Below are 20,638 nucleotides of genomic sequence, written 5' to 3' on the forward strand. Positions count from 1 at the left end.
GAGGTTAGGGCCCCAAGTTCAAATGCCTTATCGTGCAAGCACGAACGGCTTTTTGACTCTGATATCATGAAATAAAAGAATCACAGGAAAACGAAAGAAAAAAACAAGAAAAGAAAACAAAAGAAGGAAACGAGAAATGGAAATAAAGATGGAGAAGAAAACAGGAAGAATCACAAAAGTTCTGGTCTGCATGCTTGCGGTATTCTGCTTTTTTGCAATTTCTGTACAGGCTCAGGCAGCAGCGAAGAAAGAAATTTCAGCAAAAGTAAACGGAAGTGTGAAAGCAGTACTGGAGAAGCAGGGCGATTCCTGGCATCTTACAACAGGAGATGAAGAGGAGGATGCACAGATTTTATCCTCCAGGATTGTGTATCTGAAAACGACCAAAGGAAGCGATATCACAACCGGCTATTATGCATTTAATAAAAAAGGAATCCTGGATCTACGAAGAACATTTCATGTGCTGGATACCAAAATCATGGATACACGCTTTAAAGGAAAATATTACTTCGGAGGAGAGAACGGAAAACTCTGGGTAAATAAGCGTGGCTGGACCCAGATTGGAAAAAAGAAATATTATCTTTCCAGAACTGGAAGAATGTATGTAAATACATGGGTGCAGGGGTATTATCTGGAAGATGACGGTCAGATTGCAAAGAATATGAAGACACCGGATGGCAGTTATGTGGACTGTGATGGCCGCAAATGTAAAAAAGAAGAAATGTCTCTGAGCAGTCTGAAAAAGCAGCTGCAGTCAATGATCAATGGATACAGCGGAGAATGGTCTGTATATGTTAAAGACCTCAAAACAGGTGATGTGATTTCCATTAATGATAAAGCAATGAAGCCGGCCAGTGTAATCAAGTTGTTTACAATGGCTGCAACTTATGATGGTATTAAAAGTGGAAGAATTCAGAAGACAAGCAGCGTGAACAGTCTGCTGGAAGACATGATCACAGTCAGCGACAATGAATCCTTTAATGAACTGGTCCGAAGAAACAGTTCCTACAGAAGCTTTACAAATGGATGCAGCGTGATCAACCAATATCTGAAGAAAGTGGGATGTACCAAAACAGGATGCCACAGCAGTCTTCATCCTTCCAGTTCTTCCTTTACCTGGGATGGTCAGACAAACATGGCATCTGCAAAAGATGCGGGACTGATTCTGGAGAAAATTTATAAAGGCCAGTGTGTGTCTGCGAAATATTCAAAAGAGATGTTAAATCTTTTGCTGCGACAGACAAGAAGATGGAAAATCCCGGCAGGACTTCCAGCAGGAACAAAATGCGCAAACAAAACCGGAGAAAACGACAGCTGCCAGAATGACGTGGCAATAGTTTACGGCAAAAAGACAAATTATGTTGTCTGCATTTTTGCGCAGACTTATGAGGGAAGCGGAGTAAGTGGTATCCGCGCACTGTCTTCAAAAATTTACAGGGTATTGAATAACTGATTTACCAAAATCAATAAGAACCGTACATGAATCATATGTCTGGCGGGGTAAAAACAGGAGGGAGTATGAATATCCAAAATTATACAGAGGAACTGATCAATCTGAGACACCATTTTCATCAGCACCCAGAGCTTGCACTCCACGAAGTGGAAACATCGGCATATATCCGAAGATATTTGGAAAAACTGGGATATGTGATCAAACCTGTGGAACCTACGGGATTGATCGCAGAACTTCCCTCCCTGATAGATCGGGAGAAACTCATTGTACTCCGGGCGGAAATGGATGCACTTCCTATAAAAGAGCAGACGGGGCTTTCTTATGCGTCCGTGAATCAGGGATGTATGCATGCCTGCGGACATGATTGTATTCTTGCATCAGCATTGATCCTGGCGAAGATTGTGGCAGAGGAACAGGAGAACTTTCCGGTAAGGCTGCGTTTCCTCTTTGAACCTGCGGAGGAGATTGGTGAAGGCGCAAAGAGGATGTTGCAGGCAGGAGCACTGGAGAATCCAAAAGCAGATGCATTTCTGATGTTTCACTATGCTGCAGATATGACACTGGGAATGGCAGTGCATCAGGGACAGGCATCCTCGATGATCAACAGCATGCAGATACATGTTCATGGAAAATCAAGCCACTGGTGTGAGGCAGACAAGGGAATTGATGCAATCTATGCTGCATCCCAGGTGGTAAATGCCATTCATGATCTGAGTGAGAATTTCGGAAAACAGCATCCTAATGCAGGTAAATATATTATAGGAACCGGTACGATCCATGGCGGTGAATATACAAATATCATTGCAGACCATGTAGTATTGAATGGAAACATCCGGGCTGTTCATGAGAAAACATATATGGCGTTGGAACAGGAACTGGAGAAATGTCTGAAGAAGATCGAACAGCAGACAGGAACACAGATCTGTATGGAATTTCCAAAAGATCCAGTGTATGCATTTGCCAATGATGATGAACTGGTAGAGACTGCAAAAGCAGTGGGAGAGGAAGTGTTCGGAGACAAATTTGTTCTGGAAGGGGAAGATGAACTGTTTTTATCCGGGGATAATGCCTACAGATACTTCAAAGAGACCAGAGGACTTTTTTCCGTATTTCTTGCAGGGATTCCGGGACAAGAACATCCTCTGCATCATCCGAAATTTCAGCTGGATGAGAGGATACTGCCGTATAGTGTAGAGGCACTATATAAGATTATTACAAGGTTATAGAAGATAGACAGCGAGGTGGATGAATTTTATCTGCTTCGCTGTTTTTTATATCATAAAAAATTATTCCATAATATTGCTATGACATACAAAGTCATCCGGGCAGGACCGCATTGAATTACAGTGGAGAGGGCTTATGTATGTTGCTAAAGCGTCTTATCACAGACGTTTTTTTTAATTTGAGAAAATTTTTCCAAAAAGACTTGAAAACTGGACTGAAATGGTATAGAATGAGATCAGAAACAAAAATATGAATACAAAAGAGTTTATAGAACACACTATATTAAGAAAGAATCGAGGGCGCGGAAATTATGAAGATTACAGATACGATCAAATATGTTGGGGTAAACGATCATCAGGTAGACTTATTCGAAGGACAGTACGCAGTTCCAAACGGAATGGCATATAATTCCTATGTGATTCTGGATGAGAAAGTAGCAGTTATGGATACTGTAGATGCTAATTTCAAACACGAATGGCTGGATAATCTGGAGCAGGTACTGGACGGACGTAAACCAGATTATCTGATCGTGCAGCATATGGAACCGGACCACGCAGCAAACGTAGCTAATTTCCTGGAAGTATATCCGGGTACAACTGTAGTAGCCAATGCGAAGACATTTGTTATGATCAAGAACTTCTTCGGACTGGATCTGGAAGGACAGAAACTGGAAGTAGAGAGTGGTTCCACATTAAGTCTTGGAAATCATAACCTTACTTTCGTATTTGCACCAATGGTACACTGGCCGGAAGTTATGGTCACCTATGACAGCACAGATAAAGTTCTCTTCTCCGCAGACGGATTTGGCAAATTCGGTGCCCTTGATGTAGAAGAAGACTGGGACGATGAAGCAAGAAGATATTTTATCGGCATTGTAGGCAAATACGGCGCACAGGTACAGAGACTTCTGAAAGCTGCAGCAACACTGGATATCCAGATCGTCTGTCCATTGCATGGTCCTGTACTCACAGAGAATCTGGGACATTATATCGGACTTTATGATACCTGGTCCTCTTACACACCTGAAGAAGAGGGAATTGTAGTTGCCTACACTTCTGTATATGGACATACAAAAGCAGCAGTCAATCAGTTTGTTGAGAAATTAAAGAGCAAAGGATGTCCGAAAGTAGTTGTCTATGACCTGGCAAGAGATGATATGTCTCAGGCGCTCAGCGATGCTTTCCGTTACAGCAAACTGGTGCTTGCAACCACTACCTATAATGCAGGAATCTATCCATTTATGAATGACTTTATCACTCGCCTTGTAGAGCATAATTTCCAGAACCGCACAGTAGGTCTGATCGAGAACGGTTCCTGGGCACCTCTGGCAGCAAAAGTGATGAAAACGATGCTTTCTGAATGCAAGAAGATTGACTGGCTGGATACGACTGTAAAGATCATGTCTGCAGTAAACCAGGATAACAAAGATCAGATGGAAGCAATGGCTTCTGAACTCTGCCAGGAATACATTGCAAAGAATGATGAGCTGGCAAATAAGAATGATATGACAGCATTATTCCGTATCGGATACGGTCTGTATGTAGTAACATCCAATGATGGCAAGAAGGATAACGGACTGATCGTCAATACAGTTACACAGTTGACAGACTCTCCGTTCCGTGTGGCAGTTAATATCAATAAGACAAACTATTCCCACCATGTTATCAAACAGACTGGTGTGATGAATGTAAACTGTCTCTCTGTAGAAGCACCATTCTCTGTATTTGAGCAGTTCGGTTTCCAGAGTGGAAGAAGTGCAGACAAATTTGCAGGGCAGAAAGTGAACCGTTCCGATAACGGTCTGGTATTCCTGGATAAATACATCAACGCATTCATGTCCCTGAAAGTAGAGCAGTATGTAGACCTTGGAACTCATGGAATGTTTATCTGCAGCGTGACAGAAGCCCGTGTGGTAAGCGACCAGGAGACTATGAGCTACACCTACTATCAGAAGAATGTAAAACCAAAACCAGAGACAGAAGGAAAGAAAGGCTTTGTATGTAAAGTCTGCGGATATATTTACGAAGGTGATGAACTTCCGGAAGATTACATCTGCCCGCTTTGCAAACATGGAGCAGTAGATTTTGAGCCGATCGGATAATTTTTCGGGCAGATTCAAATACCAGCTGGATATGAGTAAAAGTGAAGTGAAATAGAAATAACAATAGGAAACAGACGGTGAGATAAGCCGTCTGTTTTTGTGTACTAAAATAATTAATTAAAGAAAATAAATAGCGGGATTTTCCTTGATAATCTCCCAGAGTCTGATAAAATAGGAAGTAACCAAAAAATTTACAAAATTTTTTGTAAATTTTAACAACCAGTAAAGGGAAGGCACAAGACATACTTATGATAACATTAAATGATTATTTATACTCCGGTGATACGGTACTGAAAATTTTACAGAGATATATTGAAGACTTGCGAAAAGATGCAAAGAAAAACCGCAATGAAATTGATCTGATCCACTGTAATTTTCTTATTCAGATCAAGGAATTGCTTGAACATAACGATTTCCTGACAGCGCAGTCCCAGAAAATCAGAGAGTTTTATAAATATATGACTCATGAATATCCATTTCTGGCTTTTACAGTAAAAGGACGTATTAAATCCCTGATCCGCGCGGAAGAGAAATTTAACGGATACATTGTAGAATACATTTACGATTACTACACGAAAAACGGAACCTATCCGCCTATCTCAGAACTGAAGAATAAACTGAGCTGTTTTCGTGATCTGATCGCATACCGCATCGTGATCTCACTGCCGAAATGTCATCTGAAACCAGGTGAGGACAGAGAGACAGAAGAGCTGAAATATTTGTACGATATTGCAAACAGACTTCCGGGTTTCCTGGAGGAACGGGGATTTACCGCGGAGCCTGCAAACGGGGTGAAAGTAAGCCATTCTGAATTGATGGATGAACTTGCGAAGCCTTATTACAGAGATTATATTTCTGAGAAAAAAGATTCTGACTATCAGTCCTTACATATTACATTCTACGACAACAGCTCCAGATCTTATCTGGAAGTACAGATCCGGACAAAGGACATGGATGATGTAGCAGAGATCGGTGCTGCCAACCATCTTGGATACGAAAAAAAGCAGGAGAGCGAACGCGCAAGACGGGATGCCATTCCTCAGGGAGAATGCAGATATTTCGATGATGCATATGAAAGAGGAATCCGTCTGCAGACGCTGGATCTGTCAAAGCTGGATGTAAACATGTTTGCAGCAGTGAATAACAGTCTGATCAATGACGGATGTGGACTGTACAGAGGACGCCTTATTTTGCCTTATGAACATCTGTCAAGATTCCAGAATGATCTGATCGACTGACATTTGTTTTATATGTGGCCGCTTTCACTACTGAATATGATTTTCAGCAAAGAAAGCGGCCTTTTTCATACTTGCCTGCACAAATTTCAGGAAAAAACAGCTTTATCCTGAATTATCTGATTAGTGATCTGCAATTCGCGCCATATATCTGCAATTCGCACCGTATACATGCAATTCACTCCGAGTATCCGAAAAAAATTGTCTATTATGGTAAAATAAATACAATAATTGGGAGTATGAAGCCCCAAAATACATTATTATTCACAACGTCTTCAGCTAATGTACCTAAAGATGCAATGAATGGTTGACTTGTGAACAATAATAAAAATATTACTGCAGAAAAAAGGGGAAAAGAATGGAAAAGACAAATAACAGACTGCTGAATGCAAAGCTGAACAAGTACATTATTCCGGGAATTATGATGTCACTGGCACTTCAGTTAGGAAACATTGTCGATACGATTTTTGTAAGTAATCTGATCGGTGTAGAAGCAATGTCTGCGATCACAATGAGTCTTCCAGTAGAGACGATCGTTCAGCTTACCGGTTACTGTCTGGGAGTCGGCGGCTCTATAGCCGTCGGAAACATGCTCGGCAAACGTGACAAGGAAAGTGCATCGAAATTGTTCACAGCTACTTTCGCAGTGACTCTTTTAGTAGGACTTTTATTTACAATCTGCGCATTCCCGGCAGCAGGTCCGATCGCCAGACTTCTGGTATCCGGTGACGGCATTCTGACAACTTATACAGGAGACTATATCCGTGTCAGCATGCTTGGTGCTCCGGTGATCGGAATTGGTCTGATGATGGTAAGTTATCTTGGTGTTGAGAACCACCCGGAACTGGCATCTGTATATCTGATCGCAGCCAACGTAATAAACCTTGTGCTTGACTACATCTTCCTTAGATTTACGCCGCTGGGAGTTACAGGTGCATCTTTATCAACGGTACTTGGTTTCCTGATCGCAATGGTAGTTTTTGTACGTTACATTCGTTCTGATAAACGAAATATCCAGTTTGTCAGGATGAAAGTCAGTGATTTTGGAATCATCAAAGAAGCCATTGTGACAGGCGTGCCGATGCTTATCTTCATGGCAGCCAACTTTATAAAAGCACTTGGGCTGAATACGATCATTATGAATCAGATCGGCGAAGAGGGAATGGCAGTATTTACTGTCTGCGATAATGTTCTGCTGATCGTTGAAATGCTGACAGGAGGAATCATCGGTGTGATCCCGAATGTTGCAGGAATTCTCTTTGGAGAGAAAGATTATGTAGGAATCCGTGTTCTCTGCAAAAAGATGCTGAAATACAGTTATATAGTGCTGGCGGTCATATTTGTGGCTATCATGCTGTTTACTGAACAGATCACAATCCTGTTCGGAAGTGATGGAGGAGAACTGGGAGTACATATGGTTTCTGCACTGCGTCTCTTTGCCGTATGCGTGATCCCGTATCTCTGGAACAAATTTATCGTAAGCTATTATGAATCCATAGAAGAAACAGCAATTGCAAGTTTCGTTACATTCCTTGAGAATGCAGTGGCAGTTTTACCTGCAACATATGTGGGAATTTATATCTGGAAACAGATTGACGGAATTGGTATTAATGGAATTGCAGTCGGATTTGTTGCGACAGAGATCATAACCGTGATCGCGGCTTGGATCTTCAGAAAGATCAAGCACAAAAACTCAACATTCTATATTGTTCCGGATAAAAACCCGGGAACAAATCTGGATTTCTCCATTAAAAGTACAATGGAAGAAGCACAGAATGTGAATAAGAAAATCATGGAATTCTGCAAAGCAAACGGAGCATCTGCAAAGAAATCAAATCTTGCTGCTGTATGTGCAGAAGAAATGACCGTAAACATCATTAAATTCGGTGGAAAAACTTCCAACTGGATCGATATCAATCTCTGTCTGGAAGATGATACCTGCAGATTAAGAATAAGAGACAATGGAGTGAACTTTAATCCATTGGAATACAGCTATGACAGTGAGGATTTCGATATCCACGGAATCGAGCTTGTAAAGAAAATCTCAACATCAATGGATTATATCCGTGCAATTGATATGAATAATACAATTATCTCTTTTTAACAAGAGATACAAAAAATTTTCAACAAAAGCTTTTAGTCGTATGAGAGAAATATGTTTATGACAATATAATAGCAGGAGGTGCAGAAAAATGTCTGACATTAACGAAAGAAGCAGTTTTGATTTTAAGTTCCAGCCTGTAACAAAACTGTTTGAAGAACAGGTGAAACTTCATCCTGACAAATGTGCAGTGATCGCAGGAAAAGAAAGCTTTACATACGCCCAGTTAAATGAGCGGGCAAACAGAGTTGCAAATGCGCTTATCGAAAAAGGAGTAAAGCGAGAGAGCATTGTAGGAGTTGTGCTGGAACGCTGCTGCGATTTTTACACAGTGCGCCAGGGTATCCTGAAAGCCGGAGGTGCATTTGCTGTTGCAGCACCGGATTATCCGGACGATAGAATCCAGTTTATTTTTGAAGATGCAGGAGCACCATTTATCATAACAACAAAGAAAATAGAAAAGGAACACCATGAACTGTTTACAAAGCTTCCATGCACCATCCTGTTACTGGAAGAACTTCTTGAACACAAAAATGCAGAGAATCCGGATGTAGAGATCGGGGAACATGATCTCTGCTATTGTATCTATACTTCCGGTTCAACCGGAAAACCAAAAGGCGTGATGATCGAACACATCAACCTTGCCAATTTTGTAAATCCAGATCTGAAAAACGCGGAAACCTACGGTTATGTAAGCAGAGGAAGTGTGTCCCTTTCCATGGCAGCTATGACATTCGACGTATCTGTCCTGGAAGAGTTTATCCCTCTCACAAATGGAATGACAGCGGTGATCGCAAGTGATGAGGAGATTGAGAATCCGATCATGCTTGGCAAAGTGATCACAGAAAACAAAGTTGATATCATGACAACAACACCTACCTACCTCTCAAACATGATCGATCTGCCACAGCTTCAGGAAGCAGCTTCGCAGATCAAAGTTTTTGACGTAGGAGCAGAAGCCTTTCCCCCTGCACTTTATGACAAGATCCGTTCTGTAAATCCAGATGCGCATATCATGAACGGCTATGGACCTACAGAAACAACCATCAGCTGTACAATGAAAGTGATCACTGACAGCAAAAACATTACCATCGGTGCTCCGAACGGCAATGTTAAGGTATACGTTGTTGATAAAGAAAATAGAGTTCTTCCGGACGGAGAAACCGGAGAGCTGGTAGTTGCAGGTCTGGGCGTAGGCAGAGGCTATATCAATCTGCCTGAAAAAACAGCAGATGTATTTATTGAACTGAATGGTGAAAGAGCGTACAAAACAGGTGACCTTGCAAAGATCACTCCGGACGGTGAAATTGAATTCTTCGGAAGAATTGATAATCAGATCAAACTGCGTGGCCTGAGAATTGAACTTGGAGAAATTGAAGAAGTGATCAACAGTTTCGAGGGAATTGTCACCAGTATTACAGTGCCTGTTGATAACAAATATCTCTGCTGCTATTTTATGGCAGACCGCGAGATCGACACCGAAGAACTGACCGCTTATGCATCAGGATCACTGGCGCATTACATGGTTCCGGATGTTTTTGTCCAGATGGAAAAAATGCCATTAACGCAGAACGGAAAAATTGATAAAAAAGCACTGCCGAAACCAGTTTCACAGCCGGAAAATCTGAAAGAACCGAAAACACCGATGCAGAAGAAAATCTTTGAAATCGTTGCAAAAGTTGTGGAAAATGACTTCTTCGGAATTGACACAAGCTTCTACAGAGCCGGTCTTTCTTCCATCAGTGCCATGAAACTCTGCATTCTGATCTCTGATGAATTTGGAGTTACTGTAAAGACAAGTGACATTCATGAGAACAATACAGTTGAGAAACTGGAAAAATATGTTATGCTTGCCCCGAAAATCAGAACTTATGAAAAGAGAGATGTTTATCCGCTTACAGGTTCCCAGAAAGGAATTTTCGCAGAGTGCAGCAAGAATACGGAGAGCACCGTGTACAACATCCCGTTCCTTTTTGAACTGGAAAATACAGTTGATGTACAGAAATTATCAGAAGCAGTTACAGCAATGGTAAATGCACATTCTTATCTGCTCACAGAAGTTTATCTCAGCGATAAAGGAGAAATGGTACAGCGTCCTTGTGAAGACACATTCATACCTGAAGTGATCGAAACTACAAATGCTCAGTTTGAAACCTTGAAGAATGAACTTGTACGTCCGTTTAAACTGGAAAAAGGACGTCTGTTCCGTGCCAGAATCTATTGTACAGAAGATAAGAAATATCTCTTTACAGATTTTCACCATATCATTGCAGACGGCAATTCCTACGATATTATTTTCGAAGATATCAACCGGGCATATAAGGGTGAAAAACTGGAAAAAGAATCCTATACAGGATTTGATGCTGCCCTTGATGAAGAACAGCAGATGAAAGAGGGCAAATACAAAAAAGCTGAGAAATATTATGACAGCGTTTTTGGAGAAGTTGAGACAGAATCACTTCCACTTCCGGACTGCGCAGGAAAAGTTCCTGAAAAAGGCTATCTGGAAAGAAAACTGAACATCAAAGAAGATACCATCCTCTCAAGCTGCGAGAAATTTGGAGTTACACCAAACGTCTTATTTACAGGTCTGTTTGGTATCCTTATGGCAAAATACTCTAATTCAGAGAACAGCCTTTTTGCAACAATTTATAATGGAAGAAATGATTCCAGACTTGAAAATACTGTCTGCATGCTTGTAAAAACACTTCCTGTTTACAGCAGATTTGAACCAAAAACAACTATACAGGCATATATGACAGAACTTTCCGAACAGGTACTGTCATCCATGGCAAATGATATTTTCCCATTCTCTGATATCTGCGCGAAATATGGATTTAATTCTGATCTCGTATTTGCATATCAGGCAGAGCTCAGTGACGATTATCCGATCGGAGATACGATCGCAAAAGGCAGCGACCTTTCCCTTGATATGGCCAAAATGCCTATGCTGATCCAGGTGAGAGAGTACGATAATCAGTATGTACTTACTGCAGAATACCGCAGTGATATGTACAGTGAAGCTTTTATAGACGGAATTCTTGACGCATATGAAGCAGCAATGAAATCTATGCTGAAGAGCAAATATGTTTCAGAAATCTCTGTTATTTCTGAAAATGCAGTAAATAAAATTGCTGAGTTCAATCATACAGAATGTGAATATGACAGAAGTAAGACGATTTCTGATATGTTTGATGAACTGGTTCAGACCATACCGGATCATACTGCTGTTGTATTTAAAGACAAAAAGTATACTTATAAAGCATTGGATGAGATCAGTAACAGACTTGGAAAATATATTGCCTCTCAGGGAATTGGCAGGGAAGATGTAGTATCCATCCTGATCCCTCGTTGTGAATATATGGCGATTGCGCCGATGGGTGTAATTAAAGCAGGTGCAGCATATCAGCCTCTTGATCCGTCTTATCCGAAAGACAGACTTATGTATATGCTGGAAGATTCGGCTGCCAGACTTCTGATCGCAGACAGAGAACTTTTGCCGCTGGTTGACGGATATCAGGGACCGGTTTTATTCACAGATGAGATCATGCAGCTTGAAGATACAGCAGCAGAACTGAAAAAGCCGCAGATGCATGATCTGTTTATCCTGCTGTATACATCAGGTTCTACAGGTGTGCCAAAGGGATGTATGCTTGAATACGGAAATATCACTGCATTCTGTCGCTGGTACAGAAAATATTACAGTATAGATTACAACTCAAAAATAGCGGCGTATGCATCATTTGGGTTTGATGCTTCTATGATGGACATTTATGGTGCAATTGCAAACGGTGCAGAGCTCCATATCATCCCGGAAGAAATCCGCCTTGATTTCATTGGACTCCAGCGCTATTTTGAAGAAAATGGCATCACTCATTCTTTTATGACAACACAGGTTGGAAGACAGTTTGCGCTGGAAATGGACTGCAGGAGTCTGAAATACCTTTCCATCGGAGGTGAGAAACTTGTTCCGTGCGAACCACCGAAGGGTTATAAATTCATAAACGCGTATGGTCCTACGGAATGCACCATTTTTACAACAGTATTTGAAGTTGACAAGTATTATTCCAATATTCCGATCGGAAAGGCGCTTGACAATGTTAAACTTTATATAACAGATAAGTTTGGACATATGCTTCCATATGGTGCCTGCGGGGAACTGATGATAGCCGGATGGCAGGTTTCAAGAGGATATCTTAATAAACCTGAGAAAACCGCTGAGGTATATACAAAGAACATTTATGATGATACAAAAGGATACGAAGTGCTGTATCATTCCGGTGATGTTGCAAGATATCTTCCGGATGGAAATATTCAGATTATCGGAAGAAAAGATTCTCAGGTTAAGGTTAGAGGCTTTAGAATTGAACTTTCAGAAGTGGAAGAGGTAATAAGAAGATATGAGGGAATCAAGGATGCAACAGTAGTTGCCTTTGATGAACAAAACGGCGGAAAATACATTGCGGCATATATTGTAGCTGACAGCAAAATTGATATCAGTCAGCTGAATGATTTTATCAAAGAAACAAAACCGCCTTATATGGTGCCTGCTGTTACCATGCAGATTGATAAAATCCCGCTTAATCAGAACCAGAAAGTAAATAAAAAAGCACTTCCGGTACCGGAGAGAAAAATAGCAGAGATCATTCCGCCGCAGAATGAAAACCAGCAGAAATTATTTGACTGTATTGCAGAGGTACTCGGCTATACAGAATTTGGAATAACAACTGATATTTATGATGCAGGACTGACTTCTATCAGTGCGATCAAGCTCAATATTCTGATTTCAAAAGCATTTGACATTGTGATAAAGACATCAGATATCAAGAATAATCCTACGATCGAGATGCTGGAAGGCTTTGTCAGAACAGCAGGAAAAGGAACAAAGAGAGAAGTACAGGAAAATTATCCTCTTACCAATACACAAGAGGGAATCTTTATTGAATGCACTGCAAATATGGGATCAACCATTTACAACATTCCGTATCTGCTGAAACTTGACAAGAAGGTAGACCTGGACAGGCTTGCAGCAGCAATTGACAGCACAGTTGAAGCACATCCTTATCTGAAGACCCGTCTCTTTATGGACGATAACGGAGATGTTCTTCAGAAACGTGATGATCAGTTAAGTTACAAAACACAAATTATAAATGGAATGAACAAAGAAACTCTGGTTCGTCCATACATGCTGTTCAATGAACAGCTCTGCAGATTTGAAATTTACAGAACCTGCGATGGAAATTACCTGTTCCTTGACGTTCATCACATTATTGCCGACGGTACTTCTCTTGGCATTATAATTAATGATATCAATAGAGCCTACAGCGGAGAGAAACTTGAAACGGAAGAATATACTTCCTATGACCTGGCGCTTGATAACAGAGATGCACTGAACAGCGATGCATACAAAAATGCAGAGGATTACTATAAGTCCGTATTTGAGAAAGCTGGTGGAAGCATAAATTTCTATCCGGATAAAAATGGCCCGGTTCCGACTGCTGAAACTTACCACAGAGAAACCACAGAAATTTCAGTACAGCGGGTAAAAGATTTCTGCCAGAAGCAGGGAATTACAGAAAACGTATTCTTCATTGCTGCATTTGGTCTTACATTGGGTAAATACAATTTCAGAAAGGATGCGGTCTTTACTACCATTTATCATGGCAGAAACGATTCCAGACTTTCCGAAACAGTTGGTATGCTTGTAAAGACACTTCCTGTTTACTGCGATTTCTCAGGAAATGCAAAAGACTATCTGAATGGTGTTCAGGAGCAGCTGATCAATTCTATGAACAACGATATTTATCCGTTCTCACAGATCAGCCATGAATTTAACATCAAAGCAGATGCCATGGTGATCTATCAGGGAGATAACTTCGCATTTGATACGATCGGCGGCGAATACGCGCAGGAAGAACCGGTTCAGTTAAATATGGCAAAGGCCCCTGTTTCCATCAGTATTTCAATTGAAAGAAATAAATTTATCTTTGAAATTGAATACAGGGGCGACATGTACTATGAGGAAACAATCAAATATCTGGCAGATAACCTCGAAACAGCAGCAGAGGGAATCCTCAGAGAATATGAACCGACAGATATCAGACTGATGTTTGAGGAAGAGACAGAGATGGAGAACGATCCGGAACATGCAGGAAAAACTTTCGTAGACCTGTTCAGAGAAACCGCAGCAAAATATCCGGACAGACCTGCAGTAAGAGACGGAATGGGTGAGCTCACCTACAGAGAACTGGACAGAATGTCCAATTACATCGCACAGAAACTTACCGAAAATGGATTCGGCAGAGAAAAGGCAGCAGGTATTTTGTGCGGAAGAACAAAGGAATATGCCGCTGCATATGTTGGTGTTATGAAAGCCGGAGGAGCATACGTTCCGTTAGATCCGGAGTATCCGCAGAGCAGAATTGAATATATGCTGAAAGATTCAGGAGCAGAAAACCTCCTTGTGATCAATCAGTACCGTGACCTGGTTGCGTTCTATGATAAGAATATCATAAGCCTTGACGATGTTGCAGAAGAATCAAAAGACTTTGAACTTTCCGCAGAGCTTACACCTCCGGAACCGGAAAATCTTGCATACATGATCTACACCTCCGGTTCAACAGGAAAACCCAAAGGAGTTATGATCGAACAGAGAAATCTGATGAACCTGATCGAATACATCCGTCTTACAAGAAAACTTTCAACAGACGATATCGTTGCAGAATTTGCAAGTTTCTGCTTTGATGCATCCGTGATCGACCTGTTTGCACCATTGACAGCTGGTTCTGTATTATATATCCTGCCAGAGGCTATCCGAAAAGATGCCATTGCTGTTGGAAAATTTATCAAAGATGAAAAGATTACTACCGCAACATTCCCGACACAGATGGGTGAGCTGGTGGCAGAACTTCTTGAAGATGCCCCGGATCTTAAATTTGTGACCCTGGGCGGTGAGAAATTTAAGCATTACAGAAACCGAACCTATCAGATGATCAATGGCTACGGTCCGACAGAAAATACTGTATCTTCAACAGAATTCCGGGTTGATAGACAGTATGATAACATACCGATCGGAAAATCCCAGAGAAATGTCCGCAGTTATGTGGTTGACAAAGATCTGAACAGACTTCCAGTTGGCGCATCCGGTGAACTTTGCCATGCCGGCCGTCAGATTGCGAGAGGATATCATAATCTTCCGGAAAAGACAGCCTCTGTATTTGTTGAAAATCCATACTCTGTATGCGAAGACGATAAACGTCTCTACAGAACCGGCGATATGGTCCGCATGAAAGGTGATGGAAATATAGAATATATCGGCAGAATTGACTCCCAGGTAAAGATCAGAGGATATCGTGTTGAACTTGGCGAGATCGAGGGTGCCGTTCTGAAACATGAACTGGTAAAGAATGCCGCTGTAACAGTAGTTGAAAAAGGTGGAAACAAGTATATCACTGCATATTATACAGGAGAAAGTATTCCAGATGAAGAACTCAAGACATTTCTGGAGCCACTGATCCCTGATTATATGATGCCGTCATTCTTCGTTCACATTGAGGAAATGCCTGTAACACCAGGCGGCAAGATTGACAAAAAAGCACTCCCGATGCCGGAGATAAGTGTAAAGGGAACTGATTATGTAGAGCCGGTTACTGCAGTTCAGAGAGCACTTTGCGAGATATTTGAAAAGGCGCTGGGCCTTGACAGAGTTGGAATAGAAGATAACTTCTTTGAAATCGGAGGTTCCTCACTTACTGCATCAAAAGTTGCAGTTATGTGTCTCTCGAAGAATATTTCTATCGTATATGCAGATATTTTCAAATATCCGACAATACGTGAACTTGCAGCGATCGTGGATGATAATGCAGCATTTGACAACCCGCAGAGCAATAATGAGTTCTCAAACTACAATTACAACAAGATCCAGAGTGTGATCAGCGGAAACGTTGAAGAAAATGTGGACAGAATCACAAAGGAAAATCTGGGAGATATCATGATCACAGGTGCGACCGGATTCCTTGGAATACATATCCTGAAAGCATATCTGGATAATTATGATGGCAAAGTTTATTGTCTGGTACGTAAGGGCTCTTATGAATCCATGGAAAAACGAATGATGCATATGTTAATGTATTATTTCGATAATCCTTGCGAAGAACTGTTTAAAGAGCGTATAATTTGTGTAGACGGCGACATTACATCAAAAGAACAGGTAGAGGGATTTGCTGCCTACAAATTCCAGACCATTATTAACTGCGCTGCATGTGTAAAACATTTTGCGGCAGGTGATGTTCTGGAGAAAATCAATGTACATGGCGTTGAAAACCTCATTGAGTTCTGTAAAAACAATGGCCGCAGACTGATTCAGATTTCCACAGTTTCCGTTGCAGGGGAAGGCTCAGATGGTAATCCGCCGATGTCCAGAGTATTTAATGAAAATGATCTGTACATTGGACAGAGTATTACAAACGAATATATCCGTACAAAATTCCTTGCAGAAAGAGCGGTACTGGAAGCAGTTTCAGCCGGACTTGACGGAAAGATCATCCGTGTAGGAAATCTGATGAGCAGAGATTCCGATGGTGAATTCCAGATCAACTTTATCACCAATGGATTTTTACGTAGCCTGAGAGGCTATAAAGCAGTCGGCAAATTCCCAATGGGCGGCATGCACGAAGCAGCAGAATTCTCACCGATCGATTCTACTGCACTTGCAGTCCTGAAACTCACACAGACCGACAGAAGATTTACTGTATTCCACGCATGCAACAGCCACCAGATCTACATGGCAGACCTGATCTATGCAATGCGCAGGTATGGATTTAACATTGACATTGTCAGAGACGAAGACTTCGAGGACGCTGTAAGGGAGTTTGCAAAGGACAACAAAGATACAGATGCTGTTTCCGGTCTGATTGCATATACTTCACATAATGAAAATGAGATCTATACAATGGAATACAGCAACAAATTTACCGCACAGGTACTTTACAGACTCGACTACAAATGGCCTGTCACAGACGACAGATACCTGGAAAGCGCAATAGAAGCACTTGACAGACTGGCATTCTTTGATTAAGTTAAGTTGGTTATTGTTTGTTCCGTGCACAGTAACTAAGTAAGTTGAGGACTTTAACCAAATCAAGTGAGTCCCTTGCTTCAATTGTGAATATCCGCTTGACTTTCGAAAAGAGAAAAACAATGAGAGAAAAATAATAAGTAATGAGCAACAGGTGAGAACTGGATTATATCAGGAGGGTCTTAAGCTCTCCTGATGAACTGCGAAGCAGTTATCCAGGTAATCCTGTTCGCCTGAAAGGGAGGAAAAAATTAATGGAAATTGTAAGCAAAACAGAAGGAAACAAAGTAACCATGGAAATCACCGGATGGCTCGACACACAGACATCACCGCAGTTAGGAGAAGAACTCTCAAAACTCGATGACAGCGTAACAAGTCTCGTATTCGACTTCGCAAAACTCGAATACATCTCATCCGCCGGCTTACGTCAGGTAATCTCTGCATACAAAAAAATGGCAGGCAAAGATGGCTTCAAAATTATAAACGTTTCTGATGAAGTATTTGATGTATTCAGACTCACTGGGTTTGACCAGAAGATTCAGATTGAAAAATAAAAATGTCCAATCTGAAACTATACAGAATAAACATCCAAAATATTGCTGATCCGCTGCAAGACCAGCGGCTTCTGAATCTGGTTGGTACAGAACGAAGAAAAAAAGTAATGCGATATTACAGACCAGATGACCGAAAAAGAAGCCTGGGTGCAGGCATTATAATCAGAAAAATCCTGACTGAAAACGGTCTTTCAGAAAGCAATCTGAAGTATTCCGAAAATGAAAAACCAGTCGTAGACAACCTGTTTTTCAACATATCCCATGCAGGAGATTACGTGGTCGGAGTATTATCAGACTGCGAAGTTGGATGCGATATCGAAAAAAACGACAACGCCCCACTTGAAATCGCCGAACACTATTTTTATTCATCCGAATTAGACTACATAAAAAATGCAGATGATAAAAACAAAGCATTTTTCACCCTCTGGACTCTAAAAGAAAGCTACATGAAAATGACAGGCAAAGGCATGAGTCTTGCCCTGGGTGCATTTGAAGTTGTCCCGACCGCAGATGGCTTTATACTTGGAAAAAGCCCGGAAAAGCGGTGCTTTTTTAAGACTACGGAATTTGATGGTTATATTTTTTCGGTTAGTAATGAAAAAGAGTTTGAGCTGGAGCAGATGGAAAATTGTGATATTTTAGATTTTTAGAAAAAGTCCTTTTGGCAGAATTACAAGTTTTGTCAGAGGGATTTTTGCTATTAGTGATAGTATTTGTAAAGCAATATGATTTATAATATGGAGTGACAGAATCGGTAAAGCGTGATAAGATTATTAATAATATTTGCATTAAAGTGAGCAAATGCAGGAATATGTTAAAAAATGGCATTGTATTAAAGTAAAGGGAGCGTGAACCATTGAAACAGAGCAAGAAACTTCCCATAGGAATCGAAAATTTCACAAAATTACAATCAGAAGATTTCTACTATGTAGATAAAACAATGCTTATCAAAGAATTTCTGGATAATTGGGCGGAGGTGAATCTTTTTACACGTCCAAGAAGACTGGAGGCAGGATGTGCAGAAGCACTGAAGCAGATAGAAGAGAAAAGATATGAAGAATTGTTTTTAGAAGAAGGGATAGAACATATTCTGAAATATGGTATTTCATTTTATAAAAAGAAATGTAAAGTGGAATTAGTTATATAAGCAAAAGAAAAAAGAGGAAAATACAATGGGATTTTTTTCAAAACCAGAAGTTATAATTTTGAAAGAAAGCAGTGATGCAAAAACTTATTTGAAAAAGTTGGAAGACTTACTTGTAACAGTTGAAGGAGAAACAAAATCTAAAGTTCAAAAGGAGATTGCAATTGTAAAAGCCGGGATCACCGGAGAAGAAAACATTCTGTTTGAGTTAAAGAACAGTGATATGGATCTTGTTGTATTGCAAGATATTTACATAGAAACACAGGATGGACGAGGGGCACAAATAGATTTTATCGTCATTACATCAAAACTTGTTATTCTTATTGAATGTAAAAATCTTTTTGGAAATATTCAGATAAATTCACGGGGAGATTTTATTCGCACAATTAAGTATGGAAATCGTTGGTTTAAGGAAGGAATTTATTCACCAGTTACCCAGAACGAGAGACATTTATCTGTACTAAAAGAGTGCCGTACAGAGAATAAGAATGGATTCTGGCAATTCTTTATTCGGAAAAATTTTGATGATTTTTATAAATCATTGATTGTACTGGCAAATCCCAAGACAGTAGTGAATGATCGATATGCGAAGAAAGAAGTAAAAAATCAGGTGATCCGAGCAGATCAGTTAATTGCGACAATGAAGAAAATGAACGCAGCATCTAAAGAACTTCCGTCATCAAAAAAAGAAATGTTGAATATAGGCCAAAATTTTCTTGAAAGAAATCGAGAGGAAAGAAAGGATTATTTTGCAAAATATGAAAATCTCCTTAATGAATTAAAAGAGCAGAAAGAAAGCTCAGATGATAACCAGACAAAAGATTTAGCAGGTGAATCAACAGAACATTCAATAACGGAAGAAATTGAAAAAACGGAAGAAAATCTGTCTATAAATAATAACAGCATTAGCGATGCGGCAGATGAGAAAGAAAAGATTATGGTCAGTACAGGACTTGTGTGTCCGCGATGTGGCTCGGAATTGGTTATAAGAACTGCAAAAAAAGGAAAAAATGTTGGGAATATGTTCTATGGATGTTCTAATTTCCCAAAATGTAGATTTGTACGGAACATTGGAGTGCCAGAGAAAGAGGATTGAGCTGATAGGTGTCAGATTTCTGGACGTATTCTATGTGTGCGTGGTATACTAAGGGTGGCAAAATGAGTTGCCGGAGCATATATCTGAGAATTCATTATGGTGATTTTCAGATATACTCCGGCATTGATTTTATTAAGAAATTATACAACAGCGTTTAAGATAATGAAGGAAGAAAAATAAATGCAAAAAGATTACGAGGGGTTATTTGCAAGTGTTCCGTGTGGTATCTTGCAGATGGAATTGCCATTTGGACATATGTGCCAGATTTACAGGGTGAATCCTAAAGCTACGGAAATTATGAAAGTCCATTTGTCTGCTGGAGATACTATAAAACCGATAGAATATTTGGACGAAGACAATTTGAAATATGCCAGAGAAATTATCAGAAGATTAAAGAAGCCAGGGGATAAGTCTGCATTTCTGTTAAAGACATACCATAGCGCCATTGAGGGAGAAATTGAATTCATTCAATTGTCGGACGGACATGAACTGCTTCAGTGTATGTTCTTTGAAGTTGGTAGAGAAATAGAATCCAGAAAGTAAGAATATTTCGGATGTCGTATATACCGGGGATTCCGGGGAAGATACTTTTGCAGCATACTGTGATGATGGTGCTATCGTATCATTATTTTTTGCTGATTTTAACCGAATCAA

At 40.4% G+C, this 20,638-nt stretch carries 11 protein-coding genes; all 11 read left to right on the forward strand.

Annotation, left to right across the window (positions count from 1 at the left end; translation table 11 throughout):
* The first annotated feature begins 136 nt into the window (after positions 1-136).
* The 11 genes from KQI87_RS12150 to KQI87_RS12200 all read left to right on the forward strand — a co-directional run bounded on the left by KQI87_RS12150 (position 137) and on the right by KQI87_RS12200 (position 20,527).
* The gene (locus tag KQI87_RS12150) at positions 137-1,453 is read left to right on the forward strand and encodes a serine hydrolase (RefSeq protein ID WP_216460370.1); all 1,317 of its coding nucleotides are present in this window, start codon (positions 137-139) and stop codon (positions 1,451-1,453) included.
* Positions 1,454-1,518: 65 nt separating this feature from the next.
* Positions 1,519-2,679 carry a M20 metallopeptidase family protein gene (locus KQI87_RS12155; protein ID WP_216460371.1) on the forward strand — a complete coding sequence of 387 codons (1,161 nt, stop codon included), beginning with the start codon at positions 1,519-1,521 and terminating at the stop codon, positions 2,677-2,679.
* Between the two features lie 308 nt (positions 2,680-2,987).
* The gene (locus KQI87_RS12160) at positions 2,988-4,778 is read left to right on the forward strand and encodes a flavin reductase (protein WP_216460372.1); all 1,791 of its coding nucleotides are present in this window, start codon (positions 2,988-2,990) and stop codon (positions 4,776-4,778) included.
* A 248-nt stretch (positions 4,779-5,026) separates the two neighbouring features.
* Positions 5,027-6,016 (forward strand): guanosine polyphosphate pyrophosphohydrolase, encoded by a 990-nt coding sequence (locus KQI87_RS12165; protein WP_216460373.1) that lies wholly within the window; start codon positions 5,027-5,029, stop codon positions 6,014-6,016.
* Positions 6,017-6,371: 355 nt separating this feature from the next.
* Positions 6,372-8,117, forward strand: coding sequence for an MATE family efflux transporter (locus KQI87_RS12170; protein WP_216460374.1), 1,746 nt, complete (start codon positions 6,372-6,374; stop codon positions 8,115-8,117).
* An 88-nt stretch (positions 8,118-8,205) separates the two neighbouring features.
* Entirely contained in the window at positions 8,206-17,190 is an 8,985-nt protein-coding gene (locus tag KQI87_RS12175; RefSeq protein ID WP_216460375.1) for a non-ribosomal peptide synthetase, read from the forward strand.
* A gap of 254 nt (positions 17,191-17,444) precedes the next feature.
* Positions 17,445-17,744, forward strand: coding sequence for an STAS domain-containing protein (locus KQI87_RS12180; RefSeq protein WP_216460376.1), 300 nt, complete (start codon positions 17,445-17,447; stop codon positions 17,742-17,744).
* 2 nt (positions 17,745-17,746) lie between these two features.
* The gene (locus KQI87_RS12185; RefSeq protein ID WP_216460377.1) at positions 17,747-18,394 is read left to right on the forward strand and encodes a 4'-phosphopantetheinyl transferase superfamily protein; all 648 of its coding nucleotides are present in this window, start codon (positions 17,747-17,749) and stop codon (positions 18,392-18,394) included.
* A 206-nt stretch (positions 18,395-18,600) separates the two neighbouring features.
* Complete coding sequence (locus KQI87_RS17565) at positions 18,601-18,891, forward strand: AAA family ATPase (RefSeq protein ID WP_216460378.1); 291 nt, start codon at positions 18,601-18,603, stop codon at positions 18,889-18,891.
* A 25-nt stretch (positions 18,892-18,916) separates the two neighbouring features.
* Positions 18,917-19,984, forward strand: a complete 1,068-nt coding sequence (locus tag KQI87_RS12195; protein WP_216460379.1) for an NERD domain-containing protein — start codon at positions 18,917-18,919, stop codon at positions 19,982-19,984.
* Between the two features lie 180 nt (positions 19,985-20,164).
* Entirely contained in the window at positions 20,165-20,527 is a 363-nt protein-coding gene (locus KQI87_RS12200; RefSeq protein WP_216460380.1) for a hypothetical protein, read from the forward strand.
* Positions 20,528-20,638 lie beyond the last annotated feature (111 nt).

Origin of the sequence: Blautia sp. MSJ-9, from assembly GCF_018919065.1 — a bacterium.
GTDB lineage: Bacteria > Bacillota > Clostridia > Lachnospirales > Lachnospiraceae > Blautia_A.